28 protein-coding genes and 1 riboswitch are annotated in these 24,424 nt (G+C 67.0%); of the genes, 14 read left to right on the top strand and 14 right to left on the bottom strand.

The features are described from left to right. Positions 1-138: 138 nt before the first annotated feature. From pgmG to ASE00_RS18985, 3 genes are all read right to left on the bottom strand, one after another. Positions 139-1,521, bottom strand: coding sequence for a phosphoglucomutase/phosphomannomutase PgmG (gene pgmG, locus ASE00_RS18995; RefSeq protein WP_056383246.1), 1,383 nt, complete (start codon positions 1,519-1,521; stop codon positions 139-141). 68 nt (positions 1,522-1,589) lie between these two features. Further along, the gene (locus ASE00_RS18990) at positions 1,590-1,985 is read right to left on the bottom strand and encodes a DnaJ domain-containing protein (RefSeq protein WP_056383243.1); all 396 of its coding nucleotides are present in this window, start codon (positions 1,983-1,985) and stop codon (positions 1,590-1,592) included. After that, positions 1,982-2,797, bottom strand: a complete 816-nt coding sequence (locus ASE00_RS18985) for a division plane positioning ATPase MipZ (RefSeq protein WP_056383240.1) — start codon at positions 2,795-2,797, stop codon at positions 1,982-1,984. The genes ASE00_RS18990 and ASE00_RS18985 overlap by 4 nt, the downstream gene beginning before the upstream one ends. Before the next feature lie 76 nt (positions 2,798-2,873). Between ASE00_RS18985 and panC the strand changes: the two genes are divergently transcribed. Further along, positions 2,874-3,719 (top strand): pantoate--beta-alanine ligase, encoded by an 846-nt coding sequence (gene panC / locus ASE00_RS18980; RefSeq protein ID WP_056383237.1) that lies wholly within the window; start codon positions 2,874-2,876, stop codon positions 3,717-3,719. Positions 3,720-3,817: 98 nt separating this feature from the next. Then, entirely contained in the window at positions 3,818-4,114 is a 297-nt protein-coding gene (locus tag ASE00_RS18975) for a hypothetical protein (RefSeq protein WP_056383235.1), read from the top strand. Between the two features lie 122 nt (positions 4,115-4,236). Here the strand turns inward: ASE00_RS18975 and ASE00_RS18970 are convergent, their stop codons facing one another. From ASE00_RS18970 to ASE00_RS18950, 5 genes are all read right to left on the bottom strand, one after another. Beyond that, a complete protein-coding gene (locus tag ASE00_RS18970; protein WP_056383233.1) occupies positions 4,237-5,346 on the bottom strand; it encodes a GNAT family N-acetyltransferase in 1,110 nt (369 codons plus the stop codon). A 28-nt stretch (positions 5,347-5,374) separates the two neighbouring features. Further along, a complete protein-coding gene (locus tag ASE00_RS18965) occupies positions 5,375-6,136 on the bottom strand; it encodes a glycerophosphodiester phosphodiesterase family protein (RefSeq protein ID WP_056383231.1) in 762 nt (253 codons plus the stop codon). Next, the gene (locus ASE00_RS18960; RefSeq protein WP_056383229.1) at positions 6,114-6,581 is read right to left on the bottom strand and encodes a RidA family protein; all 468 of its coding nucleotides are present in this window, start codon (positions 6,579-6,581) and stop codon (positions 6,114-6,116) included. Before ASE00_RS18960 ends, ASE00_RS18965 begins: the two co-directional genes overlap by 23 nt. 99 nt (positions 6,582-6,680) lie before the next feature. After that, positions 6,681-7,298: a hypothetical protein gene (locus ASE00_RS18955; RefSeq protein WP_056383226.1), complete on the bottom strand. Its 618-nt coding sequence runs from the start codon at positions 7,296-7,298 to the stop codon at positions 6,681-6,683. Beyond that, positions 7,295-7,606 carry a DUF3572 domain-containing protein gene (locus ASE00_RS18950; protein ID WP_056383224.1) on the bottom strand — a complete coding sequence of 104 codons (312 nt, stop codon included), beginning with the start codon at positions 7,604-7,606 and terminating at the stop codon, positions 7,295-7,297. Before ASE00_RS18950 ends, ASE00_RS18955 begins: the two co-directional genes overlap by 4 nt. A 35-nt stretch (positions 7,607-7,641) precedes the next feature. On the opposite strand from ASE00_RS18950, the gene ASE00_RS18945 reads away from it, so the two are divergent. After that, positions 7,642-8,037 (top strand): response regulator, encoded by a 396-nt coding sequence (locus ASE00_RS18945; RefSeq protein ID WP_056383222.1) that lies wholly within the window; start codon positions 7,642-7,644, stop codon positions 8,035-8,037. A gap of 439 nt (positions 8,038-8,476) precedes the next feature. On the opposite strand, the gene rpmG is transcribed toward ASE00_RS18945, so the two are convergent. Next, positions 8,477-8,644 (bottom strand): 50S ribosomal protein L33, encoded by a 168-nt coding sequence (gene rpmG, locus ASE00_RS18940; RefSeq protein WP_019516727.1) that lies wholly within the window; start codon positions 8,642-8,644, stop codon positions 8,477-8,479. A gap of 229 nt (positions 8,645-8,873) precedes the next feature. Between rpmG and ASE00_RS18935 the strand changes: the two genes are divergently transcribed. The 6 genes from ASE00_RS18935 to ASE00_RS18910 all read left to right on the top strand — a co-directional run bounded on the left by ASE00_RS18935 (position 8,874) and on the right by ASE00_RS18910 (position 13,872). Further along, positions 8,874-9,374: a Dps family protein gene (locus ASE00_RS18935; protein WP_056383220.1), complete on the top strand. Its 501-nt coding sequence runs from the start codon at positions 8,874-8,876 to the stop codon at positions 9,372-9,374. A 186-nt stretch (positions 9,375-9,560) separates the two neighbouring features. Beyond that, positions 9,561-9,737: riboswitch (yybP-ykoY riboswitch) on the top strand. Between the two features lie 9 nt (positions 9,738-9,746). After that, the gene (locus tag ASE00_RS18930; protein ID WP_056383219.1) at positions 9,747-10,310 is read left to right on the top strand and encodes a TMEM165/GDT1 family protein; all 564 of its coding nucleotides are present in this window, start codon (positions 9,747-9,749) and stop codon (positions 10,308-10,310) included. A 181-nt stretch (positions 10,311-10,491) separates the two neighbouring features. Continuing rightward, complete coding sequence (hisG, locus tag ASE00_RS18925; RefSeq protein ID WP_056383392.1) at positions 10,492-11,163, top strand: ATP phosphoribosyltransferase; 672 nt, start codon at positions 10,492-10,494, stop codon at positions 11,161-11,163. Next, a complete protein-coding gene (gene hisD / locus ASE00_RS18920; protein WP_056383217.1) occupies positions 11,147-12,439 on the top strand; it encodes a histidinol dehydrogenase in 1,293 nt (430 codons plus the stop codon). The genes hisG and hisD overlap by 17 nt, the downstream gene beginning before the upstream one ends. A gap of 204 nt (positions 12,440-12,643) precedes the next feature. Further along, positions 12,644-13,099, top strand: a complete 456-nt coding sequence (gene nusB / locus ASE00_RS18915) for a transcription antitermination factor NusB (protein ID WP_082594846.1) — start codon at positions 12,644-12,646, stop codon at positions 13,097-13,099. Further along, positions 13,096-13,872 (top strand): sulfite exporter TauE/SafE family protein, encoded by a 777-nt coding sequence (locus tag ASE00_RS18910; RefSeq protein WP_414819865.1) that lies wholly within the window; start codon positions 13,096-13,098, stop codon positions 13,870-13,872. Before nusB ends, ASE00_RS18910 begins: the two co-directional genes overlap by 4 nt. On the opposite strand, the gene ASE00_RS18905 is transcribed toward ASE00_RS18910, so the two are convergent. From ASE00_RS18905 to ASE00_RS18890, 4 genes are all read right to left on the bottom strand, one after another. Further along, complete coding sequence (locus ASE00_RS18905) at positions 13,869-14,459, bottom strand: ABC-type transport auxiliary lipoprotein family protein (protein ID WP_056383216.1); 591 nt, start codon at positions 14,457-14,459, stop codon at positions 13,869-13,871. The genes ASE00_RS18910 and ASE00_RS18905 overlap by 4 nt on opposite strands. Positions 14,460-14,461: 2 nt before the next feature. After that, a complete protein-coding gene (locus ASE00_RS18900) occupies positions 14,462-15,406 on the bottom strand; it encodes an MlaD family protein (protein ID WP_056383214.1) in 945 nt (314 codons plus the stop codon). A 7-nt stretch (positions 15,407-15,413) separates the two neighbouring features. Further along, complete coding sequence (locus ASE00_RS18895; protein ID WP_056383213.1) at positions 15,414-16,232, bottom strand: ABC transporter ATP-binding protein; 819 nt, start codon at positions 16,230-16,232, stop codon at positions 15,414-15,416. Positions 16,233-16,365: 133 nt separating this feature from the next. Next, on the bottom strand, positions 16,366-17,463 hold the full coding sequence (locus ASE00_RS18890) for an ABC transporter permease (RefSeq protein WP_056383211.1): 1,098 nt from the start codon (positions 17,461-17,463) through the stop codon (positions 16,366-16,368). Positions 17,464-17,658: 195 nt separating this feature from the next. Here ASE00_RS18890 and ASE00_RS18885 point away from each other — a divergent pair, with 195 nt between their 5' ends. Then, positions 17,659-18,330: an HAD family hydrolase gene (locus ASE00_RS18885; protein WP_056383210.1), complete on the top strand. Its 672-nt coding sequence runs from the start codon at positions 17,659-17,661 to the stop codon at positions 18,328-18,330. 309 nt (positions 18,331-18,639) lie between these two features. Here ASE00_RS18885 and ASE00_RS18880 read toward each other — a convergent pair whose 3' ends face one another. Beyond that, positions 18,640-19,122, bottom strand: coding sequence for a CHAP domain-containing protein (locus tag ASE00_RS18880; RefSeq protein ID WP_235538741.1), 483 nt, complete (start codon positions 19,120-19,122; stop codon positions 18,640-18,642). A 364-nt stretch (positions 19,123-19,486) separates the two neighbouring features. Here ASE00_RS18880 and thiL point away from each other — a divergent pair, with 364 nt between their 5' ends. The 4 genes from thiL to uvrA all read left to right on the top strand — a co-directional run bounded on the left by thiL (position 19,487) and on the right by uvrA (position 24,423). After that, positions 19,487-20,422: a thiamine-phosphate kinase gene (gene thiL, locus ASE00_RS18875; RefSeq protein ID WP_056383206.1), complete on the top strand. Its 936-nt coding sequence runs from the start codon at positions 19,487-19,489 to the stop codon at positions 20,420-20,422. Positions 20,423-20,458: 36 nt separating this feature from the next. Beyond that, positions 20,459-20,692, top strand: a complete 234-nt coding sequence (locus tag ASE00_RS18870; RefSeq protein ID WP_056383204.1) for a twin transmembrane helix small protein — start codon at positions 20,459-20,461, stop codon at positions 20,690-20,692. A gap of 15 nt (positions 20,693-20,707) precedes the next feature. Further along, positions 20,708-21,283 carry a cob(I)yrinic acid a,c-diamide adenosyltransferase gene (locus ASE00_RS18865; protein WP_056383202.1) on the top strand — a complete coding sequence of 192 codons (576 nt, stop codon included), beginning with the start codon at positions 20,708-20,710 and terminating at the stop codon, positions 21,281-21,283. A 122-nt stretch (positions 21,284-21,405) separates the two neighbouring features. Next, a complete protein-coding gene (uvrA, locus tag ASE00_RS18860; RefSeq protein ID WP_056383200.1) occupies positions 21,406-24,423 on the top strand; it encodes an excinuclease ABC subunit UvrA in 3,018 nt (1,005 codons plus the stop codon). Position 24,424 lies beyond the last annotated feature (1 nt).

The following is a 24,424-nucleotide window of genomic DNA, read 5'->3' as shown; positions in this document are numbered from 1 at the left end:
CTCATCCTGAGGAGGGGCTGAGCTTGGCGAAGACCCGTCTCGAAGGACCCTTCGAGACGCCTTTTCGGCTACGGCTTCGCCTCCGCTCAATGGCTCCTCAGGATGAGCGGTTTTGGATTGGCAGGGGCAGAAGGCGTATCAATGCCCCGCCTGCGGGCCGCGCTCCAGCCCCGACGCGGCGAGCTGCGCGTCGATCTCGGCGAGCAGCCGGTCGAGCGCGGGCTGGTCCCTCGCCTCGGCGCGCGCCACCAGCACGTCCTGGGTGTTCGACGCGCGCAGCAGCCACCAGCCATCGGGGGTGTTGACCCGGGCGCCGTCGGTGCGATCGACCTGCGCGCCGCTCGCCTCCAGCCGGTCGAGCACTTCCTCGACCACCTTGAACTTGCGGCTCTCGTCGACCTGGAAGCGCAGCTCGGGCGTGTTGACCAGTGCGGGCATGCGGTCCTTCAGCGCGGTCAGCGAGCCGCCGAGCTGGCTGATCGCCTCAATGAAGCGCACCGCCGAATAGAGCGCGTCGTCGAAGCCGTACCAGCGATGCTTGAAGAAGATATGGCCTGACATCTCGCCCGCCAGCGGGCTGTGGGTCTCGGCCATCTTGACCTTGATCAGGCTGTGGCCGGTCTTCCACATGCAGGGCGTGCCGCCCAGTTCGGCGATGCGGTCGAACAGCGCCTGGCTGGCCTTCACGTCGGCGATGATCGTGCCGCCGGGGACGTCCTTCAGCACCGGCTCGGCGAGGATCGAGAGAATCTGGTCGCCCCAGACGACCCGGCCCTGCCCGTCGATTGCGCCGATCCGGTCGGCGTCGCCGTCGAAGGCGATGCCGAAGTCGAGCTGCTTCTCGGCAACGAGCGCCTTCAGGTCGGCGAGATTCTTCTCCTCGGTCGGGTCGGGATGGTGATGCGGGAAACGCCCGTCGATCTCGGCATAAAGGACATGATGCTCGCCGGGCAGTTTCCTGACGAGCTTCTCGAGGATGCGGCCGCCAGCGCCATTGCCGTTGTCCCAGCCGATCCGGAACGCGTGTCCCGAAAAATCCTGGAGCAGCCGGTCGACATAGAGGTCCTCGATATCCGCGTCGCTGACCGTGCCCGCGCCCTCGTCCCAATCGCCCTCGGCGGCCATGCGGCCGATCGACTGGATCGAATCGGCGAAGAAGGGCTTGTGGTGGAGCACCATCTTGAAGCCGTTATAGTCGGCGGGATTGTGGCTGCCGGTGATCTGGATGCCGCCGTCGACCTCGAGTGTCGCTTCGGCGAAATAGAGCATCGGCGTGGGGCCGAGGCCGGTGCGGACGACGTCGACCCCGCTTTCGGTGAGGCCGCGGATCAGCTCGTCGCGCAGGGACTCGGACGAGACCCGCCCGTCCCAGCCGACCGCAACCCGCGTGCCGCCCGCGCGGCGGACATGCGTCGCGAAGCCGCGCCCGATCGCATAGGCGTCGGGCGGCCCCAGCGTCTTCCCCACGATCCCGCGGATATCATATTCGCGCAGCGAGGTCGGGTCGAAACGATGGGTCAAATGGGGCCTCCCATGGACAAAGAAAGCCCCTCCCCTTGAGGGGAGGGGTGAATGTTCGTCCCAACATCTTAGCGCCGGGGCAGTTCCGCCAGCAATATGTCCCGCGCCGCATTCACACGGCTGGCGAGTTCGGCCGATCCGCCCTGATCGGGATGGACCTTCGCCACCAGCCGGCGATGCGCGGCCTGGATGTCCTGCGGGGTCGCGTCGGGGCCGAGCCCGAGGATGCGGCGGGCCTCGTCACGGTCCATCCGCGCAGGCGGATCGGCGCGCGGGGTCTGGCCCTGCTGGACGAGCATCCAGATGCCGGGCAGGAACATCGGGATCGCGATCTGCCACGCGCCCTTCAGCAGCAAGAAACCCCCGGCCAGCGCCGACGCGGCGGCAACGAGCTGGTTGCGGCTGAGGCTGCGGCCCCACATCCACCAGGCGGCCGCGGCGGCCGCCAGCAGGAGCAGGATCACCCCGCCACGGCCTGGTTGGGCGCCTGCATCTGGTGCTGCGGCCATTGCGAGAGCGCGAGGCCCGACACCATCTCGCGCAGCTCCTGCCGCGCGGCGATATGGCCCAGCCCGGCGTCGCTGCCGATCGCCTTCAGGTCGAGCAGGGTAAGCCCCTTGGGGAACAGCTCGCGATAGATGACGCGTTCGGACAGACCCGGGATGACGCGGAAGCCGACCCGCTTGGCCAGCTCCTGCATCGCCTCGGCGACGCGGCGCATGTTGCGCGCCTCGAGATGCTGGAGGCGGTTGCGCAGCAGCACCCAGTCGACCGTGCCGCCGTCGAGCCGCCCGCGCGCCTTGCGCGCGTCCCACACCAATTCGGCATAGAAGCTCGGGCGGCGGATCTTGAAGGTCTCGGGATCGACCTGGCCGATCAGGTCGAGATCGATGAAACTGTCGTTGATCGGGGTGACCAGCGTGTCGGCGCGCTCGATCGCGGCACGGGCATGCTCGTCGTCGCGGCCCGGCGTATCTATGACGACGACGTCATGGTCGGCGGCGAAGGCGGCGATCATGTCGGGCAGGACATGGCCGCGCGCGGGATCGAAGGTCTCGCTCGCCGGCGTCGGCAGCGTCACCCCGGTGCGTTGCTGGGTCGCGACGCGATTTTCCAGATAGCGGGCCAGCGTCCGCTGGCGGGTGTCGAGGTCGATCGTCGCCACCCGCTTGCCCGCGGTCGCCAGCGCCACCGCGACATGCACCGCGGTGGTCGATTTTCCCGATCCGCCCTTTTCATTGGCGAAGACGATCAGATGCGCGTTCGACAAAACCATTCCCCTCGCCGCACCGCGCTTGATCGCGCGACCGGCCTTGTTCAAGGAGCTTGCAACTAACCGGGGTCTATAGTCAGTGCAAATCGTCCGGAACATAGCCGATCTCCGCGCGGCGGTCGCAAAACTGAGGATAAGTGGCGACAAGGTCGCGCTCGTGCCGACCATGGGCGCGCTCCACGCCGGGCATATCGCGCTGGTCGACGCGGCGCGCGGGCGCGGAGCGCAGGTCGTCGTGTCGATCTTCGTCAACCCGACCCAGTTCGGCCCGAATGAGGATCTCGACGCCTATCCGCGCCGGGAGGCAGCCGATGTCGCGCTGCTCGAGGCGGCGGGCGCGGCTCTGCTGTGGGCGCCTGACGTCGCCGCCATGTACCCGGCCGGCTTCGCGACCAGCATCTCGGTCGGCGGGGTCAGCGAACGCTGGGACGGCGCAGCCCGGCCCGGCCATTTCGCCGGGGTGGCGACCGTGGTCACCAAGCTGTTCCAGCAGGTGACCCCCGACATCGCCTTCTTCGGCGAGAAGGATTATCAGCAGCTCGCCGTGATCCGCCGCTTCGTCGCCGATCTCGACATGCCTATCGAGATCGTCGGCGTGCCCACCCAGCGCGACGATGACGGGCTCGCCCTCTCCTCGCGCAACGCCTATCTCAGCCCGGACGAGCGGCTGGTGGCGCGCGCTTTGCCCCGCGCGCTCGGCGAGGCCAAGGCCGTGATCGAACGCGGCGGCGATGTCGCCGCGGCGCTGGCGGCGGCGGTGGCGCGGCTGGGCGAGGCCGGCTTCAGCCCGATCGACTATGTCGCGCTGGTCGACGCCGCGACGCTTGAGCCGGTCGAGCGGCTCGACGGCCCCGCCCGGCTGATCGCGGCGGCGAAGCTCGGCAAGACCCGGCTGATCGACAATCTTGGGGTCGAGGCGCCCTGATTTAAAAACATCCCCACCGCGCCGTTAACCTTGTTGGGACCGAGGCGGTCGACCAGCAAGATGTGCCGCCACGCTCCCGCATTTGATGGGAGCGAGCTATGGGTCACAGTCTCAAGTCGCAGCACTTCCTGACCGAATCGCGTCTGCGCGACGCGATGCGCGGCGATATCGACGCCTGTTTCGAACTGGGCGTCTCCTTCTCGGCGGGGGCCGACGGCTGCCCGCTCGATCTGATCGCGGCGCATAAATGGTTCAACATCGCAGCCCTCGGCGGCAATCTCCGCGCGATGGAATGCCGCGCCGAGATCGCCGAGGACATGACCGCGCGCGAGATCATCGAGGCACAGCGCCAGGCGCGCGCGATGCTCGGCTTCGGGAATCGCTTGGCGGCGTAGTTTGTTAGCCCGCGCTTGTGCGGGCGCCCTCAAACGCCGGGCGGCCAGCCTGCGCTGGCCTTGGCTTCCTCGCATAAGCTCGGGCGGCCGTTCAGCCTTGCGGGCCACTAAAATGTCCCGGATCAGCTTTTCTTGAACGGCGTATATTCGGCCAAATCCGTGATATTCATGGCCACCGCCGCGCGCTCGCGCTCCAGATAATCGGCCACGGCTTTGCGGAACCCCGGATTGGGGATGAAGTGCGCCGAGAAGGTCGGCACCGGCTCATAGCCGCGCGCCAGCTTGTGTTCGCCCTGCGCTCCGGCTTCGACCCGTTGCAGCCCGCGTGCGATCGCCGCTTCGATCGCCTGATAGTAGCAGAGCTCGAAATGCAGAAAGGGCACCTCCTCGATGCAGCCCCAGTTGCGGCCGTAGAGCGCGTCGGCGCCGATCAGGTTGAGCGCCCCCGCAATCGGCGTGCCGTCGCGCAGCGCCATGATCAGCAGCACCCGGTCCGCCATCCGCTGCCCCAGCAGGGTGAAGAAGGCGCGGCTGAGATAGGGGCGGCCCCATTTGCGCGCGCCGGTATCCTGGTAGAATTGCCAGAAGGCGTCCCAATGCCGCTCCTCAATGGCATCGCCGCTCAGATGGACGATCTCCAGACCTTCGACCGCCGCGGCGCGTTCCTTGCGGATCGCCTTGCGCTTGCGCGAGGTGAGTTGGCCGAGGAAATCATCGAAGCTCGCATAGCCGCGGTTGCTCCAGTGAAACTGGCGGTCGGTGCGGATCAGCCAGCCGGCATCCTCGAACAGGCCGATCTGGCCGGGCTCGACGAAGGTCGCGTGCGCCGAGGACAGCTCGTTGTTGCGCACCACCATCTCGGCGGCGGCGATCAGCGGCGCGGCCAGCGACGGGTCGCGCAGCAGCAATCGAGGACCGGGAACAGGACTGAACGGGGCCGCGATCTGCAGTTTGGGATAATAGTCCCCGCCCGCGCGCTGCCAGGCGTCGGCCCAGCCATGGTCGAACACATATTCGCCCTGGCTGTGGCTCTTGGCATAAGCGGGCAGGATCGCGGCGGGCCTGCCGTCGGGCCCGTCGATCGCGATCGGCACCGGCTGCCACCCGGTCCGCGCCACCGCGCTGCCCGAATCTTCGAGCGCACTCAGGAAATCATGGCTGACGAAGGGATTGTCGTGCCCGGCGCAGGCGTCCCAATCATCGCGCGTGAAACTGGCAACCCCCTCCGCCATCCGAGCGGAAATATCGGTCACGGCTCGCTCACCATCCCGGGGCCTCGAAGATGATCTGATCGGCGCAATCGGCGGCGATCGCCTGTTGCTCGGCCGACCGCACCGGCCAGGTCAGGATCGGGATGCCGCGCCTGCGCTGCCGCGCGGCGAAGCGGTTGGGCAGGTCGTGGATGTCGATCACCAGGAATTCGGGCCGCGCGCGCCACAGCGCCTTGATCTTCTCGCTGCTCTCCTCCTTGGCATAGGCACTGGCGTCGGACAGCATCAGCCCGCGGGTGATCCGCTCGCCATGCGATGCGAACCAGCGCGGCACCTCGCCATGCAGCGACATCACCGCCGCCTCGCCGCGATAGCCCTCGATCGCATGGCGCACCGCGACGCACAGCTGCGAGACATGGCCTTCGATCGCCTTCAGCTCGACGAGCACCGGCGTGCGCCCGGCGACGAGGCCCAATATCTCCTTGAGCTGCGGAATCGTCTCGTCGCTGTTGCGCAGCCTGATCTCGGCGAGATGCTTGCCCGACAGATGGCGGATCTGGCCGCTTTCCTCGGTGACCCGGTCGATCGTCGGATCGGTGATGACATAGGCCAGCCCGTCGAGGCTGAACTGGACGTCGACCTTGACGCCATAGCCCATCGACACCGCCGCCTCGATCGCGGCGCGGCTGTTCTCGGGATGGCGCTGGCCGTGCAGCCCGCGGTCGGCGAAGGGCGTGCGCGTCAGAAAGCCGACGCGCCGGGCGTCGGGGACGGGAAAACGGAACCGGTCAAAGAGGCCGAACAGCGACAATGGCGTCGATCTCCACGGCGGCCCCCAGCGGCAGAACCGGCGTCGCCACCGCGCTGCGGGCGTGGCGGCCGGCCTCGCCGAACACCGCCTGCATCAGCTCCGACGCGCCATTGGCCACCTTGGCCTGATCGGTGAAGTCGGCGGTGGACGAGACGAAGGCGCCCAGCTTGACGATCCGCTCGACCCGCGACAGATCGCCGCCCAGCGCAGCCTTGATCTGCGCGATCAGCATGATCCCGCAGCGCTTCGCCGCGTCCACGCCCGCCGCGAGGTCGACATCCTGGCCCAGCCGGCCGGTGACGATGCTGCCGTCCTCGCGAAACGGCAGCTGGCCAGAAATATAGAGGGTGCCATTCACCTCGACCGCCGGGACATAGGACGCGACCGGCGCGGCCGGGGCGGGAAGGGTGATGCCGAGGTCGGCGATACGCGCGTCGATGCTCATGCGGTCTTCTGTCCTGTTAACGCTTATAGCGTCAAGCGGGCGCTTTGCTGCGCTTCGCAGTTTCGGCACCGCCCCGCTCCCGGCACAGCCGGGCGCAAATCACTCTTCACCGGCAAACCTGGCGATGATCCAGGGCAGCGCGTCGGCCCAGTCGTCGATCCGCGCATGCGCGTCGGGCGCGGGCGCGCGGTGGCGGGCGATGCGGGGTTCGGCGATCATGTGGAGGCGGAACACCTCGGGCGCATGGCGCGCGACCGAAGCGTGATGCTGGGCGAGGTCGTCGACGAAGACCGTGACGCTCGGCCCATATTCGGCGACGATGTCGGCGACCGGCTTGCCCTTGCCCCCCTGGTTGCACTGGACGCGGTGGCGGATGCCGACCGCGTCGAGCTGGGCGACGCGGCTGCCGTGGAATTCGTCGGTCAGGTTGGTCAGCACCACGATGTCGGCCAGCTCGGCGATCGTCGCCAGCGCCCGGGCCGCATACGGCACCAGCGTCTGGCGGTGCATCTCGGTGGTGAAGAAGCGGTCGAGCAGCGGGCCGATATGCTCGGTCTCGACCACGCTGTTGTCGGCGCGGCGGGTCAGTGCGTTGACGAAGTCGGGCTGCTCCATCGCGAAGGCGATGTCGTGCGCCTCGTCGAGCCAGGCTTCGAACGGGGTCACCATGTGGAGGAGGACCTCGTCGCAATCGGTGATCAGCAGCGGGCGGCTCATCCCTCATGGCCTCCGGATGTCAGCGCATCGCGGACGCGGATAAGGTCCCCGGGCGATACCCCGATCGCTTCCGCGCAGGCGATCAGGTCGGGCTCGTGCGCCGCCAGGAAATCGAGCAGCGCCCCCAGGACATGCGCGTCCCCGGCGCCCGCGCGCAACGCATCGGGGGTCAGCCCGGTCAGGTCGAGCAGCCGCTTCGCGCGCGCGGGGTCCTCGAGCGTCCAGACGAGCGCATTCAGCGCCGTCACCGTCCTGTTTTCGCTATGCCCGCCTCGTAGATTCGCGGGGTTGGATTCTGCGGGGGGCATGACTTAGGCTCGAAGCTCGGGTAGGTGTTGCAGCCGTGGCGAAAAAAGTCCTGATTGTCGAGGATAATGAGCTGAACCTTCGGCTCTTCCGTGACCTGCTCGAGGCGCATGGCGCCGAGGTCCGCACGGTTCGCGACGCGCGCGAGGCGCTCGACGCGATTCGCGCCTTCATCCCCCATCTGGTGATCATGGATATTCAGCTGCCGCACATCAGCGGGGTCGAGCTGATCCGCCTGATGAAGGCCGAAGCCGCGCTCGATTCGATCCCGGTGATGGCGGTCACCGCCTATGCCGGCAAGGGCGACGAAGGTCGCGTCCGCCAGGCGGGGGCCGACGCCTATGTTTCCAAGCCGATCTCGGTGAGCCGATTCGTCTCGGCGGTCGAGGGACTGGCCGGGCCGCTGGGCGACGGGTTTAAAAGGGCGGGGTAAGAGTCTTTTGATTTAGCCCTCAAGCGCCGGGCGCAGGGCATCCGCCCTGCCCACGGCTTGCTCTGTAAGCCGATCTTCGGCGGCGGACTGCCCCCGGCAGTCCGCTGGTCGCCTACGATCCTCGCATAAGCTCGGGCGGCCGTTCGGCCTTGTGGGACGCCACGCGTCCCGATTCTTCACTAGAGTTCAGCGTCGGAGCCCGTCAGGGCTCCGCAAGCGCGAAGCGCGCGCCGGACCCGGACGCAGTCCGGAGAGGATCGGAGCCGATCCGCGGACTGCCGGGGGCAGTCCGTAGGCGGAGATCGGCTCGCAAAGCGAGCCGTGGGTCACGGATGTGACCGCCGGCGACTGAGGCCAAACAATAACGCAAACGCCCGCCGGGTAAGGGCGGGCGCTAGGGCCTTCAGGCAATCAGCGGGCCGCGAACAGCCCGGCCAGATTACTTGATCTTGGCTTCCTTGAAGTCGACATGCTTGCGCACGACCGGGTCGTACTTGCGGAAGCTCAGCTTCTCGGTCTGGGTGCGCGGATTCTTCTTGGTGACGTAGAAGAAGCCGGTGTCAGCCGAGCTGACGAGCTTGATCTTGACGGTGGTCGGCTTGGCCATGACCCGAAACCCTTATCGATATAAAAAAGTAAAGCGGCGTCGCCGCCGCTGCTGATCGGAGGGGCCCTTAGCTTTGGATGGCCGAAAGAGTCAAGCGGCCGTGCGGTTTTTCCCGGCTTTTGCTGATCGAGCGGATCGATATCTGCGAACGAGCTTTTTCAGACGACGTTAGCGCCACCTTTTGCCAGATTGCTCGTTAGAGCAGCGAATCGAATCGGAGTTCCTCGACATGGCCAAGAAACCCAAGTCGCCGCTGGCGACACCCACCGACCTGAAGAGCAACAGCGCGATGAACGTCGCCGACGCACTCAACGGCATATTGGCAGACAGCTTCGCGCTCTATTTCAAGACCAAGAATTTCCACTGGCACGTCTCGGGTCCGCATTTCCGCGACTATCATCTGATGCTCGACGACCAGGCGGCCCAGATCCTCGCCACCACCGACGTCATCGCCGAACGCGTCCGCAAGACCGGCAACACCACGCTGCGCTCGATCGGCGACATTGCCCGCCGCCAGTCGATCAAGGACAATGACGCCGATTTCGTCAGCGCCACCGACATGCTCAAGGAATTGCGCGACGACAATCTCGCGCTGGTCGCCAAGCTGCGCCAGGCCAAGGACATCGTCGACGAGGCCAAGGACAACGCCACCAGCGGCATCCTCGACGACTGGACCGACCAGGCCGAGGAACGCGCCTGGTTCCTGTTCGAGACCGCCCGGAACGGGTGACGCGGAATCTACCCCTCTCCCGCCTTCGCGGGAGAGGAAGGGGCCCGCGCAGCGGGAAGGTGAGGGTCTTCTTGTTTCTTCCTCGGCGCTACCATGAAGAAAGAAGAAGACCCTCACCCAACCCTCTCCCGTGAAAACGGGAGAGGGCTAACTAAGGTTGACCCCCTCACCCTCATCCCCTACCCCGCACCCGTCATCCGGGGAGTAGCCGGCCGTTCCGCACCGAACGGGAATCGCGTCAACATACTTGGGGGAGACCTCATGGCGCGATCAGGGTCCGAAAGACCTTGGCGAGACCGATGACACCTGACCTCGCCTGCCGGGCGGGGGTCATGGTGTCGTCCGTCACTGCCTGCCCGGCCCGGAATAGTCATGGACATCATCCTCGCCTCCACCCTGCTCGTCGCCTTCGCCGAAATCGGCGACAAGACGATGCTGCTCGCGATCATCCTCGCCGCGCGCTTCCGGGCGCCCTGGCCGATCATCGCCGGGATCTTCGCCGCGACCATCGTCAACCATGCCCTCGCCGCCTGGGCGGGTTCGGCGATATCGGGGCTGCTCGACGGCTATTGGTTCCGCCTCGCGGTCGCGCTCGGCTTCCTCGCCATGGCGGCGTGGATCCTGGTGCCCGACAGCGTCGACGATGAAGAGGCCGAAAAGCCTGCGCGTCATGGTGTCTTCCTGACGACGCTGGTCGCCTTCTTCATGGCGGAGATGGGCGACAAGACCCAGATCGCCACCGTCGCGCTAGGCGCGCGCTATCATGCGGTCGATCTGGTCGCGATCGGCACCACGCTGGGCATGATGATCGCCAATGTCCCCGCGGTCTTCCTGGGCGACCGGATCACCCGTCTGATTCCGATGCGGGTGATGCGGATCGCGGCCGCGATCATCTTCCTGATCCTCGGCGCGCTGGCGATTCGCGAATTGCTCTGATCCGTCGTCTGATCCCCTCCCTTCCTCGTCATTCCCGCGAAAGCGGGAATCCATGGAAGCGGGCCGTTCTAGATTTTATCTGCCGCCGTCCATGGATCCCTGCTTTCGCGAGGATGACGGATATGGGGAACGGCGAGGCTTTGTTGTCAGCAGACCCCCGCTGTTCTATGGCCCGCGCGCAATGACCGATCAGATCATCATCGCCGTGCCGAAGGGCCGCATCCTGAAGGAAGTGCTGCCGCTGTTCGCCGCGCAGGGCATCGTGCCCGAAGCGGCGTTCGGCGACAAGGACAGCCGCCTGCTGCGCTTCGCCACCAACCGGCCCGATATCGGCCTGATCCGCGTCCGCGCCTTCGACGTCGCCACCTTCGTCGCGCATGGCGCGGCGCAGCTCGGCATCGTCGGGTCGGACGTGCTGATGGAGTTCGACTATTCGGAGCTTTATGCGCCGGTCGATCTGAACATCGGCCATTGCCGCATCTCGGTCGCCGAACCGGTGGCGATGGCCGCGGGCGACGATCCGCGCGAGTGGAGCCATGTCCGCGTCGCGACCAAATATCCCAACATCACCCGCCGCCATTTCGAGGCGCGCGGGGTGCAGGCCGAATGCGTCAAGCTCAACGGCGCGATGGAGATCGCACCGGTGCTCGGCCTGTCGAGCCGGATCGTCGATCTCGTCTCGACCGGCAGCACCCTGAAGGCCAACGGCCTGGCCGAGATCGAGAAGATCGCCGACATCTCGTCGCGGCTGATCGTCAACCGCGCCGCCTTCAAGACTCGTGCGGGCGAGATCGCGCCGCTGGTCGAGGGCTTCCGCCGCGCGGTAGGAATTAAAGATGCCGCTTCGGCTTGATAGCCGCGATCCGGGTTTCGCCGCCGCCTTCACCGCACTGGTCGACGGCCGGCGCGAGGCTGACGGGGATGTGTCGCGCGACGTGACCGCGATCGTCGCGGCGGTGCGCGCGCAGGGCGATGCCGCGCTCGCCGATTATACCAAGCGATTCGACCGCCACGATCTCGATTCCTCGGGCTGGCGGATCGAGCGTAGCACCTGCGACATCGCGCTTGCCGAGCTCGATCGGGACCTGCGTGCCGCACTCGAACTCGCCGCCGAGCGTATCAGAACCTACCATGCCGAGCAGCGCCCCGCCGATAGCAGCCGCACCGACGCGGCGGGCGTCCGCATGGGTGCGCGCTGGGGCGCGGTCGAGGCCGCCGGGCTCTATGTGCCGGGTGGCCGCGCGGCCTATCCCTCCTCGGTGCTGATGAACGCGATCCCCGCCAAGGTCGCGGGCGTCGACCGGCTGGTGATGGTGACGCCGACCCCCGACGGCGTGGTCAACCCGCTCGTTCTCGCCGCCGCCGCGCTCGCCGGGGTCGACGAGGTCTGGCGGATCGGCGGCGCGCAGGCGATCGCCGCGCTCGCTTATGGCACGGCGCGCATCCGCCCGGTCGACGTCATCGTCGGGCCCGGCAACGCCTGGGTCGCCGAGGCGAAGCGCCAGCTCTACGGCGTCGTTGGGATCGACATGGTCGCGGGCCCGTCGGAGATCGTGGTGGTCGCAGACAGCGATAACGATCCCGCCTGGATCGCCGCCGACCTGCTCAGCCAGGCCGAGCACGATCCGACCAGCCAGTCGATCCTGTTCACCGATGATGCGGCCTTCGCCGACGCGGTGGCCGACGCGGTCGAGGCACAGCTCGGCACGCTGAAGACCGAAGCGACCGCGCGGGCGAGCTGGCAGGCCAATGGCGCGATCATCCTCGTCGCCAGCCTCGACGAGGTGCCCGCGCTCAGCGACCGGCTCGCCCCCGAACATCTCGAACTCGCGGTCGCCGATCCCCAGGCGCTGTTCGACCGGGTCCGCCACGCCGGATCGGTCTTTCTGGGCCGCCACGCGCCCGAAGCGGTCGGCGATTATGTCGCAGGGCCGAACCATGTCCTGCCGACCGGCCGCCGCGCGCGCTTCGCCTCGGGGTTGTCGGTGCTCGACTTCATGAAACGCACCAGCTTCATCGCTCTGGACGCGGGCGCGATCGCTGCCATCGGCCCGGCGGCAGTGGCGCTGGCCAAGGCCGAGGGGCTGCCCGCGCACGCGGCGTCGGTCGCGGCACGACTGGAACGATAGTGAACTGCTTTCACCCCTCCCCTTGAGGAGTGTAGGTGAACCGTGCCCCGCACGGTTCAGGTCAGGCCGGGGGCCTGACCGACCTCACACTGGGACGGGGGTGGGGCCTTGCCCCAGACGCCGCGCTGGAGGACAGGCCCCACCCCAACCCCTCCCCTGAAGGGCAGGGACTTAACAGTACAAATGACCGGAACGAACATCGCCATGGCCAAGATCAACGAACGTTCGAAGTCGCGGAGCGCCGCTCGCCTCGCCGCCGCGCAGGCGCTCTATCAGCAGGAGATGGAGGGTACCCCGCTCGCCCAGCTGCTCGACGAGTTCCACCAGCACCGGCTGGGCGCGACGATCGAGGATGTCGAATATGCGGCGGCCGAGGTCAGCTTCTTCGACGATCTGGTGAAAGGCGTCGACGCGCGCCGCGCCGAGGTCGACGCCGCGATCAGCGCCAAACTCGCCTCGGGCTGGACGCTCGAGCGGCTCGACAAGCCGATGCGCCAGATTTTGCGGGTCGGCGCCTATGAACTGATCGCCCGGCCCGACGTGCCCACCGCGACGGTGATCAGCGAATATGTCGACGTCGCCGACGCCTTCTACGACAAGCGCGAAAAGGGCTTCGTCAACGGTCTGCTCGACGGGATCGCGAAGGCCGTCCGGGCTTGATCCCGGACCCGGCGATCCTTCACGATCCCTGGTTCTGGCTGCTGGGAATCCCGGCGGTCATCATGATCGGCCTGGGCAAGGGCGGCTTCATCGGCGTCGGCACGCTGGCGATGCCGGTGATGGCGCAGGCGATGCCGCCGGTGCAGGCCGCCGCAGTGCTGCTGCCGCTGCTCATCGTCCAGGACGCGGTCGGGGTCTGGTCATTCCGCCATAGCTGGGACCGGCGGATCATGCTGCTGATGCTGCCCAGCGCAGTCGTCGGCGTGGCGCTCGGCTATCTCTTCGCGACGAGTCTGTCCGAGGCGTGGATATTGATCGCGCTCGGGCTCATCTCGATACTCTTTGCTGGACAACAGCTCTGGATGGGGCGCGGTCGGCGCGCCGCGCCGCGCCATGTCCTGCCCGGTTGGGTCGGCATAGGCTGCGGCGCGGTGTCGGGGCTGACCAGCCAGATCGCGCATGCCGGCGCACCGCCCTATCAGCTATGGGTCATGCCGCAGCGGCTGCCGCGCGATATCTTCGTCGGCACGACGGTGATCTTCTTCGCCGCGGTCAACTGGGTGAAAGTGCCTGCCTATGCCGCGATGGGCCAATTCACCCCGGTCAACCTGATCGCTGCGGCGGCGCTCATGCCGGTGGCCATCGCCGCGACCTTCACTGGCGTTTGGCTGGTCCGCAAGGTCGATGCGGACCGCCTCTACAGCTTCGTCTATTGGCTGACCGTTCTGCTCGGTGCGAAACTGCTCTGGGACGGGTGGAGCCGGCTGACTTAAGCGCCGCCTACCCAATCCGCGACGTCCCCCGCCACCGCATTCGCCGCGCGGTTCAAGGCGGCGCTGACGCTCGCGGGGTCCTCCTTCGCCACCGGCGCGGTCGCCTCGAAACGGCGGGTGCGGATCTGGTCCGATCCGCTCTTCGACAGCGTCGCGTCGAACATCACCAGTACCCGGCCCTGCCCGCCCAGCAGCTGGAAGGCGCTGAGCGTGCCGCCGAGCCGCGTGTCGGGGGTTATTGCGGCGTTGCGCTGGTCGGGGACGAAGCGTCCGGTCTTCGCTTCGATCGTCTCGGCGAGGACGGTGCGAAACATGCTGGCCGGGGTGTCGACCCAGGCCGATTTGGGCAGATAGGCGAAGGCCGCGCCCGACTGGACCGCAAGCCGCTGGTTGCGCAACGCCGGGGGCAAGGCAGGCAGCGCGACGCTGACCGCGTTCGCATCGCTGACGACCTTGCCCTGATCGGCAGCGACCCGCGCGTCGGAGGTAAGGCCGAGCAGCGCCTTGGGCGGCTTCTCGCCGAAGCTGATGCAGCCCGACAGAAGCCCGGCGATGGAAAGCGCTACGAGCGAGCGGCGGATCGTCATTCTCATTGTCCCTTATAGTCGGGCAGTTTCGACCCGCCGAGCACGGCGCCCGCGCCCCCGCGGTCGAGCTTGGCCGAGATCGCGTTGAGCGATTCGGACATCTCGGCAAGGTTACGGGCGAGCTGGTTGATCTGCGGCACGGTCTGGGTCGAGAAGGCCTTGATGCCGGGCCGCGCGTCGGTAATCGCCTGGTCGAGCGATTCCATCGTGTGCTGGGCGGCGTTGGTCGCCTTGTTGAGGTTGGCCATGGCGGGGCGGACCTCACTCCCCATCACGCCATTGGTCGTCTCGGCGAGGTCGCCGACCCGTTCGGCGGCATCGCCCGCCTGCTGCATCGTCGCCTTGAGCTGGACGATCGCGGCGGCGATCTCGGGCCCGCGGTCGGCCAGGTCGCCCGACAGCCGGTCGACATTGGCGAGGATGCCGCTGATCGATTTCTGGTTCTTGTCGTCGAGCAGCAGCGTCAGCCGCTCGGTCAGCGACGAGATCCGGTTGAGCAGTTCGGGCGCGGAGCTGAGCAGCTCTCCCAGCGCGCCCGGCTTGGTCGGGATCACCGGCTCGCCATAGGGGCCGGGTTCGACGATGGGCGGCGCGCCCTTGATGGCGCCATCGAGGTTGATCTGGCTGACCCCGGTGAAGCCGACCCCGGCGATCGTCGCGGTGGTGCCCTGCAGGATCGGGGTTTCATTGTCGATCGCGATGCGGACGCGGACGAACTCGGGGCTGTCGGGCAGCAGCTTGATCTCCTCGATCTTGCCGACCGGCACACCTGCGAAGGTCACCGGCGACCCTTTGGCGAGACCGTCGACCGAGGTCTTGAAGAAGATGTCATAGCGCTGTTCGGCGGATGTGTTGAATCCCGCCAGCCAGACGATGAAGGCCAGCAGCGCGACGAGCAGCGCCAGCACGACGCCGCCGACGAGCACATGGTTCGACCGGGTTTCCATCAGTTCTTCATCCCCGGTTGTCCTTCGCCGCCTCGCGGTCCGCCGCGTCCGATGCCTGCCGCCCGCGCGGCCCGTTGAAATATTCCTGTATCCACGGATGGTCCAACGCCAATAATTCCGGGATCGTTCCAACCGCGATTACGCGCTTGTCGGCAAGCACGGCGACGCGGTCGCAGATCGCATAGAGCGTGTCGAGGTCGTGGGTGATCAGGAAGACGGTCAGGCCGAGCGTCTTCTGCAGCGCGCTGATCAGTTCGTCGAACGCCGCCGCGCCGATCGGGTCGAGCCCGGCGGTCGGTTCGTCGAGAAACAGCAGCTGCGGATCGAGCGCCAGCGCGCGGGCCAGCCCGGCACGCTTGCGCATGCCGCCCGACAGCTCGGACGGATATTTGGGCCCCGCTTCGGGCGGCAGGCCGGTCATCGCCACCTTATAGGCGGCGATCTCGTCGAGCAGCTGGCCGTCGACCTGGGGATAATATTCGCGGATCGGCACCTGGACATTCTCGGCGACGGTCAACGTCGAGAAAAGCGCGCCGCCCTGGAACAGTACGCCCCAGCGCTTGCGCACCTGCTTGGCCTCATATTCCTCGCGGCCGATCATCGGCTCGCCGAACACCTCGACCGCGCCCTGGACCGGATTTTGGAGACCGATGATCGAGCGCATCAGCACCGACTTGCCCGTGCCCGATCCGCCGACCACGCCGAGAATCTCGCCGCGCTTCACGTCAAGGTCGAGCCCGTCATGGACGACCTGCTCGCCGAAGGCGTTCTTCAGCCCCGCGACATGGATGATCGTCTCGCCGTCGGCGATGTTGAGCCGGGCCATCAGGGCCGGCCCTCCCCGTCATTCCCGCGAAAGCGGGAATCCACGGACCGGATGGACAAGAGGCTCCCGCGAGACGCCGTCCATGGATTCCCGCTTTCGCGGGAATGACGATGATGGGAGGAGGACCGCGCCATCAGATCCACCCGATCGACGAGAAGAACACCGCGAACACCGCGTCGATGACGATCACCAGAAAGATCGCCTGGACGACCGAGGCCGTGGTGCGCAGGCCGACCTCCTCGGCATTGCCCTCCACCTGCATCCCCTGATAGCAGCCCGACATCGCGATGATCAGCCCGAACACCGGGGCCTTGAGCAGCCCCACCCATAGGTCGGTGAGCGGCACCACCTCCTGTAGCCGCTGGACGAAGGTGACCGGCGGGATGCCGAGGTCGATCCAGCAGAAGATGCCGCCGCCGATGATCGCCACTATCGCCGAATAGAAGCCGAGCAGCGGCATCAGCACGATCGTCGAGATGACGCGCGGCAGGATCAGCGCCTCCATCGGCGAGACGCCGATGATCCGCATCGCGTCGACCTCCTCGGCCAGCTTCATCGAACCGAGCTGCGCGGCGAAGGCGCTGCCCGATCGGCCCGCGACCATGATCGCGGTCATCAGCACGCCCAGCTCGCGGATCGTGATCCGCCCGATCAGGTTGATCGCGAACACCTCCGCGCCGAACTGGCGCAGCTGCACCGCGCCCTGCTGGGCGATGACGATGCCGATCAGGAAGCTCATCAGCCCGATGATGCCCAGCGCCTTGACGCCGACGACCTCGAACTGGCGCGCCATCGCGTTGAAACGGAAGCGGCGCGGATGGGTGATCAGTCCCCACAGTCCGATCAGCGTCGCCCCGAAAAAGCCGAGCAGGCCGATCAGCGAATGCCCCGCAGCGGCGGTGGCGTCGCCTACCTCGCGCATCACCCGGATGAAGGGCGGGCTGCTGTCGGGGCGGATTTTCAGCGGCTTGTCGGCGTCGGCAAGCTGCTCGAGCAGCCGCGCGACATCCTCGTCGGCGCCGACCACCTTCGCCTTGTGATCGCGGGCGATGCGGTGGACCAGCCAGGCGCCGACCGTGTCGATCCTGTCGACCTCGCCGATATCGACCTGCGACGGTGCCTCGCCCAGCGCCGACAGCCGGTTCGACAGGTCGCCGATCCGCGCAAGCGTCAGCTCGCCGGAGAAGCGCAGCGTTCCGGAATCGAACTCGAAGTCGGCGGGCGCGTTCATCGGCGCAAGAAGTGATCGAAAAGAGCGGGATCGGCAAGCATCCGAAATGAAATGTGTGCCAGCCGCGAATGTTCCGTTCGATGGTTCCAGCTTCGCCGAAACATGCGGTGCCGGCCAGTGCGCCGCACATCCGCGTGAGCGGATCAGATCAAAGCCTCTGTTCCGCACGCCGAAATTGCGTAAGGGCTAGCCGATATGATCGAACTCGCGATTTACGACATGGACCGGACGATCACCCGGACCGGCACCTTCACCCCGTTCATGATCCACGCCGCGCTGCGCCTCGCGCCTTGGCGGCTCGTCTTCGTGCCGTTCGCGGCGCTGGTCATGGTCGCCTATGTGCTGAAACTGATCGAGCGCAAGAGGGTGAAGGAGCTCAACCAGGCGATGCTGATCGGCCGCAACGTCGCGGTCGCAAAGCTCGCGCCGATCGCCGAAAGCTTCGCCGAGAAGATCATGCGCCACAACGTCCGCAGGGAGGCCCTCGTCAGCCTCGCGGAGAATCGCGCGGCGGGCCGCCGGCTCGTCCTCGCCACCGCTTCGTCGCGGCTATGGGTGGAGCCGATCGCCGCCAGGCTCGGCATGGACGACATCGTCGCCACCACCGCGATCAAGGGCCTCGACGATTATGTCAGCCACAAGGTCGACGGCGAGAATTGCTACGGCCCCGCCAAGCTGCGGATGATCGAGGCGTGGATGGGGCTGGAGAAGCTCGATCGCAGCCAGTGCCGGATCTGGTTCTATTCGGACCATGTCTCCGACGTCCCCGTCCTCGAATGGGCCGACGAACCCGTCGCCGCCAACCCCCACCACGACCTCCGCGTCGAAGCGAAGAAGCGCGGCTGGACGATCGTCGACTGGGATTGAAGCGCGCCTACCCCCCCACCCGTCATGCTGAACTTGTTTCAGCATCCACTCCACCACGGGCGTAAGAGAAGAGGATAGCTCGGGGATGCTGCCGCAAGAACTCGTTGCTTCGCCCATGCGGCCCGGTGGATGCTGAAACAAGTTCAGCATGACGATGAGAGAGAGAGAGAGAGAGAGAGAGAGAGAGAGAGAGAGGGTCCGGAGCCCGTCAGGGCTCCGCAAGCGCGAAGCGCGCGCCGGACCCGGGCGTAGCACGGGGAGGAAAGCCAAGGTCGCGGATGCGACCGCCGGCGCCTGAGGCTACAAAAATCAGCCCTGGGCTTCGCCCGGGGCGACGCTCTTGCCGTCCTTGTAGATGAAGCCGTTGACCGGATAGGCGGTGTTGCCGACCTTGCCGATCGGCGCGAACCACACCTTGACCTTGCTCCAGTCGCCATTGGGCGAGGCGTCGACAACGGTGACGTCACGCTCGACCTGGCCGCGGCGGCCGTTGATGATCGACCAGTTGGCGTGGGTGATCTTGATGACGCGGTCGCTGACCACCTGGGTGACCGTGGCGACATGGCCAGAGCGCATCGATCCGATCGCCTTGAACACCATCACCGCGCCGATTTCGGGGGTGTTGCCGCGCAGATATTTGCCGACCGCCTGGTTCCACCAGGACGCGGCGGCGCCGAACAGCTGGATGCCGGAGAACATGCGGGCGAAGGGCGCGCACTGGATCATCTGGGCATTGGCGGCGGTGGGCGCGACCATGCAGGCAAGCAGCATGGAACCAACAATCGCGCGCATCGTTTTCGTCATCTGGTAAACCCCACCCGATCCCGTGGCTGTGTGATAGACAGCCTCATCGCGGCGAGGGAAGGCCAAAAGGTTAACGAAATCCACCGACGCGGCGAACTGTTTTCACCGCACGATGACCTGCGAGTTATCCACAGGCGCGATTCGACCAAGGTCGAAGCCCGACCGGGCAAGAGCGCGAATCGCTGCCCCTCATTTTAATCGTCATGCTGAATTTATTTCAGCATCCACTCTGCCGCCTGGACGAACCCACGGGCTCTTGCGGCAACCCTTCCAACCTCTCCAACGCGCTCCCTTTGCACGGTGGATGCTGAAACAAGTTCAGCATGACGAGCGGGAGCGATAAGGGGAGGGCATGTCCGACGAAACCCGCTTGATCGACGCGCTGCGCTCCATCGCCGGCCACCCCGGCGCGCGCGATCTGCGCGACGATGCGGCGGTCATCCCCACTCCGCTCGGCCGCGATCTCGTCCTCACCCATGACATGATCGTCGAGGGGGTCCACTTCCTGCCCGGCGACCCGCCCGGCGATGTCGCGTGGAAGCTGCTCGCGGTCAACCTGTCCGATCTCGCCGCCAAGGGGGCAGAGCCGATCGGCGTGCTGATGGGCTATGGCCTCACCGGCCGCCCCGATTGGGACGAGGCGTTCGTCGCCGGCCTCGCCCGCGCGCTCGATCATTTCGGCGTGCCGCTGCTCGGCGGCGACACCGTCGCGCAGCCGCCGGGCGATTCGCGCGTCCTCGGCCTCACCGCGCTGGGCCAGACCGCGCCCGGCGGCGCGCCCGACCGGCGCGGCGCGCGGGCCGGCGACCGGCTGTTCGTCACCGGGCCGATCGGTGATGCGGGCCTCGGCCTGCGCATCGCCCGCGGCGAGCTCGATGGCTCCCGCCGCCTGCTCAAGGCCTATCGCCTGCCGATGCCGCGCCTCGCCGAGGGCCGCGCCCTCGCGCCGCTCGCCCATGCGATGGCCGACGTCTCGGACGGGCTGCTGATCGACGCCGGGCGGATCGCCGCCGCCTCGGGCCTCGCGGTCCATATCGATCTCGACGCCGTCCCGCTGTCCGCCGAGGCGCGCACCTTCGGCGACGAACGCGCCGCCCGCCTCGCGGCGGCCTCGGCGGGCGATGACTATCAGCTGCTCTGCGCGGTCCCGCCCGAGGCGCGCGACGCCGCCGCCGCGATCGCGGTCGAGATCGGCGGGTTCGAAGCAGGCGCGGGCGTCCACCTCCACGACCACGACGGCGCGGTCCCGCTGCCCGCCCGGCTCGGCTATGAGCATGGCGATATTTAGTTCACCTCGCCCCGCCATCGCGCTACACCGGCGCGCATGACCGGCAACACCATCTTCTTCTTCCTGATCCTCGCCGCCATGGTCGCGACCGTGGTGGCGCTGGTGCGCGGGATCATCGTCTTCCTCCGCACGACCGAGGCCGACCTGAAGGGCGGCGGGGTCAGCCAGTCGGGGCTCAAGCAGAACAAGGCGATGCGGATGCGCATCGCGTTCCAGGCGCTCGCGATCATCCTCGTCATCCTGCTCCTGATGATGAGCCGGGGTGGTTGAGGCGAACCGACCCCAATGGTTCGTTTAAATAAAATCTACACCCGCACCGGCGACGCGGGGGAGACCGGCCTCGTCGACGGCTCGCGCGTGGCGAAGTCCGCGCCGCGCATGGCCGCGATCGGCGATGTCGACGAGCTCAATTCGGCGATCGGCGTCGCACTCACCCACCCGCTGCTGCCGCCCCAGCGCGACATGCTCGGCCGGGTGCAGAACGAGCTGTTCGATCTCGGTGCCGACTTCGCCACCCCGGGCCCCGATTACCAACCGTCGGAAATGGCGCTGCGCATGATCCCGGCGCAGGTCGAACGGCTCGAGCGCGAGATCGACAAGATGAACGAACGGCTCGAGCCGCTGCGCAGCTTCATCCTGCCGGGCGGCAGTCCCGCCGCCGCGGCGATCCACCTCGCCCGCGCGATCTGCCGCCGCGCCGAGCGCTCGGCGGTCGCCGCCAATGCCGAAGCCGGCCTCAATCCGGTCGGCATGGCCTATATCAACCGGCTGTCGGACCACCTCTTCGTGCTCTCGCGCTACGTCAACATCGCCGGCGCGGGCGACATCCTCTGGAAACCCGGCGCCACCCGCGGCGATTGAGGAGGGGCGGAGTCCATCCGCCCTTGAGAATCATCGCCCCACGCCCCAGATTGTCGCGACGTACATGGCCGGTCCCCGCACGGCCTCTTGCGCACCGTGAACAAATCTGGAACATCTGAGACATGCTGACCCACATTAGCGTGCGCGGTGCGCGCGAACACAACCTCAAGGGCGTCGACGTCGATCTCCCGCGCGAGAAGCTGATCGTCATCACCGGCCTGTCCGGATCGGGCAAGTCCAGCCTCGCCTTCGACACCATCTATGCCGAGGGGCAGCGCCGCTACGTCGAATCGCTCTCCGCCTATGCGCGCCAGTTCCTCGAGCTGATGCAGAAGCCCGACGTCGATCATATCGAGGGGCTCAGCCCCGCCATCTCGATCGAACAGAAGACGACCAGCCGCAACCCGCGCTCGACCGTCGCGACCGTCACCGAGATCTACGACTATATGCGCCTGCTCTGGGCGCGCGTCGGCATCCCCTATTCGCCCGCCACCGGCCTGCCGATCAGCGCGCAGACGGTCAGCCAGATGGTCGACCGGCTGATGCTGCTGCCGGAGGGCACTCGCTTCCTGCTGCTCGCCCCGGTCGTGCGCGGCCGCAAGGGCGAATATCGCAAGGAAATCGCCGAGTGGCAGCGCAACGGCTTCACCCGCATCCGCATCGACGGCGAGATGTACGAGATCGACGCCGCCCCCGCGCTCGACAAGAAGTACAAGCATGACATCGAGGTGGTGGTCGACCGCCTCGTCGTCCGCGAGGGCATCGAGACCCGCCTCGCCCAGAGCCTCGAAACCGCGCTGCGCCTCGCCGAAGGCCTGGCCTATGCCGATCTGGTCGACACGACGGTAGCGGAGGTGGCCGCCCAAGTTCCTCCCCGGAACGGGGAGGGGGACCAGCCGCAGGCTGGTGGAGGGGCCGGCGGCGTCCACGAAGCCCCCGCGACATTCCAGTTCGCCGAAGCGCTCGCTGACGGCGGCAAGATGAAGAATGCCGGCGTCCCCGCCAACCGCATCACCTTCTCCGAAAAATTCGCCTGCCCGGTCTCCGGCTTCACCATCGCCGAGATCGAGCCCCGCCTCTTCTCGTTCAACGCGCCGCAGGGCGCCTGCCCCGCCTGCGACGGCCTCGGCGAGAAGCTCTATTTCGATCCGCAGCTCGTCGTTCCCAACGAGGCGCTGTCGATCAAGCAGGGCGCGGTCGTGCCCTGGGCCAAGTCCAACCCGCCCAGCCCCTATTATATGCAGGTGCTGAGTTCGGTCGCCCGCGCCTACAACTTCAAGCTCGACACGCCCTGGGCCGAGCTGCCCGACGAGATCGCCGACGTCATCCTCTACGGCACCAAGGGCCGCACCATCACACTCACCTTCGTCGACGGCCGCAAGAGCTACGACGTGCAGAAGCCGTTCGAAGGCGTCATCCACAATCTCGACCGGCGCATGCTGTCGACCGAGAGCGCCTGGATGCGCGAGGAGCTGAGCAAATATCAGAGCGCGGCCCCGTGCGAGGTCTGCCATGGCGCGCGCCTCAAGCCCGAGGCGCTGGCGGTCAAGATCGCCGGCGAGGATATCAGCATGTCCACCCGCCGCGCGGTCGGCCCCGCGCTCAAATTCTTCCGGGAGATGCCGCAGCATCTCAACGCCCAGCAAAACGCCATCGCCGAACGCATCCTCAAGGAGATCGTCGAACGGCTCGGCTTCCTCGACAATGTCGGGCTCGACTATCTCAACCTCGATCGCACCAGCGGCACGCTGTCGGGCGGCGAGAGCCAGCGCATCCGCCTCGCGTCGCAGATCGGCTCGGGCCTGTCGGGCGTCCTCTACGTCCTCGACGAGCCCTCGATCGGCCTCCACCAGCGCGATAATGACCGTCTCCTCGTCACCCTCCGCCGCCTCCGCGATCTCGGCAACACCGTGATCGTCGTCGAGCATGACGAGGACGCGATCCGCACCGCCGACTATATCCTCGATATGGGCCCCGGCGCGGGCGTCCATGGCGGCGAAGTGGTGGCGCAGGGCACGCTCGACGACATCCTCGCCCATGAGGGCAGCCTGACCGGCGACTATCTCTCGGGCCGCCGCATGGTCGATGTCCCGAAGAAGCGCCGCAAGGGCAATGGCAAGAAGGTCACCGTCCACGGCGCGCGCGCGAACAATCTCAAGAATGTCAGCGCGGCGATCCCGCTTGGCACCTTCACCTGCATCACCGGCGTATCGGGCTCGGGCAAGTCGAGCTTCACGATCGACACGCTCTACGCCGCCGCCGCGCGCTCCTTGAACGGCGCGCGGGTGATCGCGGGCGCGCACGACAAGGTCACCGGCTTCGAATATTGCGACAAGGTGATCGACATCGATCAGTCGCCGATCGGCCGCACCCCGCGCTCGAACCCGGCCACCTATACCGGCGCCTTCACCAACATCCGCGACTGGTTCGCCGGCCTCCCCGAAAGCCAGGCGCGCGGCTACAAGCCGGGCCGCTTCAGCTTCAACGTCAAGGGCGGCCGCTGCGAAGCCTGCACCGGCGACGGCCTGCTCAAGATCGAGATGCACTTCCTGCCCGACGTCTACGTCACCTGCGACGTCTGCCACGGCAAGCGCTACAACCGCGAGACGCTGGAAGTGAAGTTCAAGGACAAGAGCATCGCCGACGTCCTCGACATGACCGTCGAAGACGCGGTCGAGTTCTTCAAGGCCGTCCCTCCGATCCGCGACAAGATGGCGATGCTGGCCGAAGTCGGCCTCGGCTATGTCAAGGTCGGCCAGCAGGCGACCACCCTCAGCGGCGGCGAAGCCCAGCGCGTCAAACTCGCCAAGGAACTGTCACGACGGGCGACCGGCAACACCCTCTACATCCTCGACGAACCGACCACCGGCCTGCACTTCGAGGACGTCCGCAAACTGCTCGAAGTCCTCCATGCGCTGGTCGAGCAGGGGAATACTGTGGTGGTGATCGAGCATAATCTTGAGGTGATCAAGACGGCGGACTGGGTGATCGACCTGGGGCCTGAGGGCGGCGTGCGCGGGGGCGAGATTGTCGCGGAGGGGACGCCCGAGCAAATTGCCAAAGAACCCCGGTCCTACACGGGACAATATCTCAAGCCGCTGGTGGAACGGGGTGCACGGAGGGCTCAGGCGGCCGAGTAGT

It is taken from the genome of Sphingomonas sp. Root710, from assembly GCF_001429065.1.
Lineage (GTDB): Bacteria > Pseudomonadota > Alphaproteobacteria > Sphingomonadales > Sphingomonadaceae > Rhizorhabdus.
The sequence above is the reverse complement of the archived record's forward strand: the minus strand, read 5'-3'. Positions and strand labels throughout refer to the sequence as shown.

Coding starts and splice junctions, on each gene's coding strand:
- ASE00_RS18985 (WP_056383240.1), bottom strand. CDS start 2,797: ATGGTTTTGTCGAACGCGCATCTGATCGTCTTCGCCAATGAAAAGGGC.
- ASE00_RS18975 (WP_056383235.1), top strand. CDS start 3,818: ATGGGTCACAGTCTCAAGTCGCAGCACTTCCTGACCGAATCGCGTCTG.
- ASE00_RS18970 (WP_056383233.1), bottom strand. CDS start 5,346: ATGGCGGAGGGGGTTGCCAGTTTCACGCGCGATGATTGGGACGCCTGC.
- ASE00_RS18960 (WP_056383229.1), bottom strand. CDS start 6,581: ATGAGCATCGACGCGCGTATCGCCGACCTCGGCATCACCCTTCCCGCC.
- ASE00_RS18955 (WP_056383226.1), bottom strand. CDS start 7,298: ATGAGCCGCCCGCTGCTGATCACCGATTGCGACGAGGTCCTCCTCCAC.
- ASE00_RS18950 (WP_056383224.1), bottom strand. CDS start 7,606: ATGCCCCCCGCAGAATCCAACCCCGCGAATCTACGAGGCGGGCATAGC.
- rpmG (WP_019516727.1), bottom strand. CDS start 8,644: ATGGCCAAGCCGACCACCGTCAAGATCAAGCTCGTCAGCTCGGCTGAC.
- ASE00_RS18935 (WP_056383220.1), top strand. CDS start 8,874: ATGGCCAAGAAACCCAAGTCGCCGCTGGCGACACCCACCGACCTGAAG.
- ASE00_RS18930 (WP_056383219.1), top strand. CDS start 9,747: ATGGACATCATCCTCGCCTCCACCCTGCTCGTCGCCTTCGCCGAAATC.
- hisG (WP_056383392.1), top strand. CDS start 10,492: ATGACCGATCAGATCATCATCGCCGTGCCGAAGGGCCGCATCCTGAAG.
- hisD (WP_056383217.1), top strand. CDS start 11,147: ATGCCGCTTCGGCTTGATAGCCGCGATCCGGGTTTCGCCGCCGCCTTC.
- nusB (WP_082594846.1), top strand. CDS start 12,644: ATGGCCAAGATCAACGAACGTTCGAAGTCGCGGAGCGCCGCTCGCCTC.
- ASE00_RS18905 (WP_056383216.1), bottom strand. CDS start 14,459: ATGACGATCCGCCGCTCGCTCGTAGCGCTTTCCATCGCCGGGCTTCTG.
- ASE00_RS18900 (WP_056383214.1), bottom strand. CDS start 15,406: ATGGAAACCCGGTCGAACCATGTGCTCGTCGGCGGCGTCGTGCTGGCG.
- ASE00_RS18895 (WP_056383213.1), bottom strand. CDS start 16,232: ATGGCCCGGCTCAACATCGCCGACGGCGAGACGATCATCCATGTCGCG.
- ASE00_RS18890 (WP_056383211.1), bottom strand. CDS start 17,463: ATGAACGCGCCCGCCGACTTCGAGTTCGATTCCGGAACGCTGCGCTTC.
- ASE00_RS18885 (WP_056383210.1), top strand. CDS start 17,659: ATGATCGAACTCGCGATTTACGACATGGACCGGACGATCACCCGGACC.
- ASE00_RS18880 (WP_235538741.1), bottom strand. CDS start 19,122: ATGCGCGCGATTGTTGGTTCCATGCTGCTTGCCTGCATGGTCGCGCCC.
- thiL (WP_056383206.1), top strand. CDS start 19,487: ATGTCCGACGAAACCCGCTTGATCGACGCGCTGCGCTCCATCGCCGGC.
- ASE00_RS18870 (WP_056383204.1), top strand. CDS start 20,459: ATGACCGGCAACACCATCTTCTTCTTCCTGATCCTCGCCGCCATGGTC.
- ASE00_RS18865 (WP_056383202.1), top strand. CDS start 20,708: ATGGTTCGTTTAAATAAAATCTACACCCGCACCGGCGACGCGGGGGAG.
- uvrA (WP_056383200.1), top strand. CDS start 21,406: ATGCTGACCCACATTAGCGTGCGCGGTGCGCGCGAACACAACCTCAAG.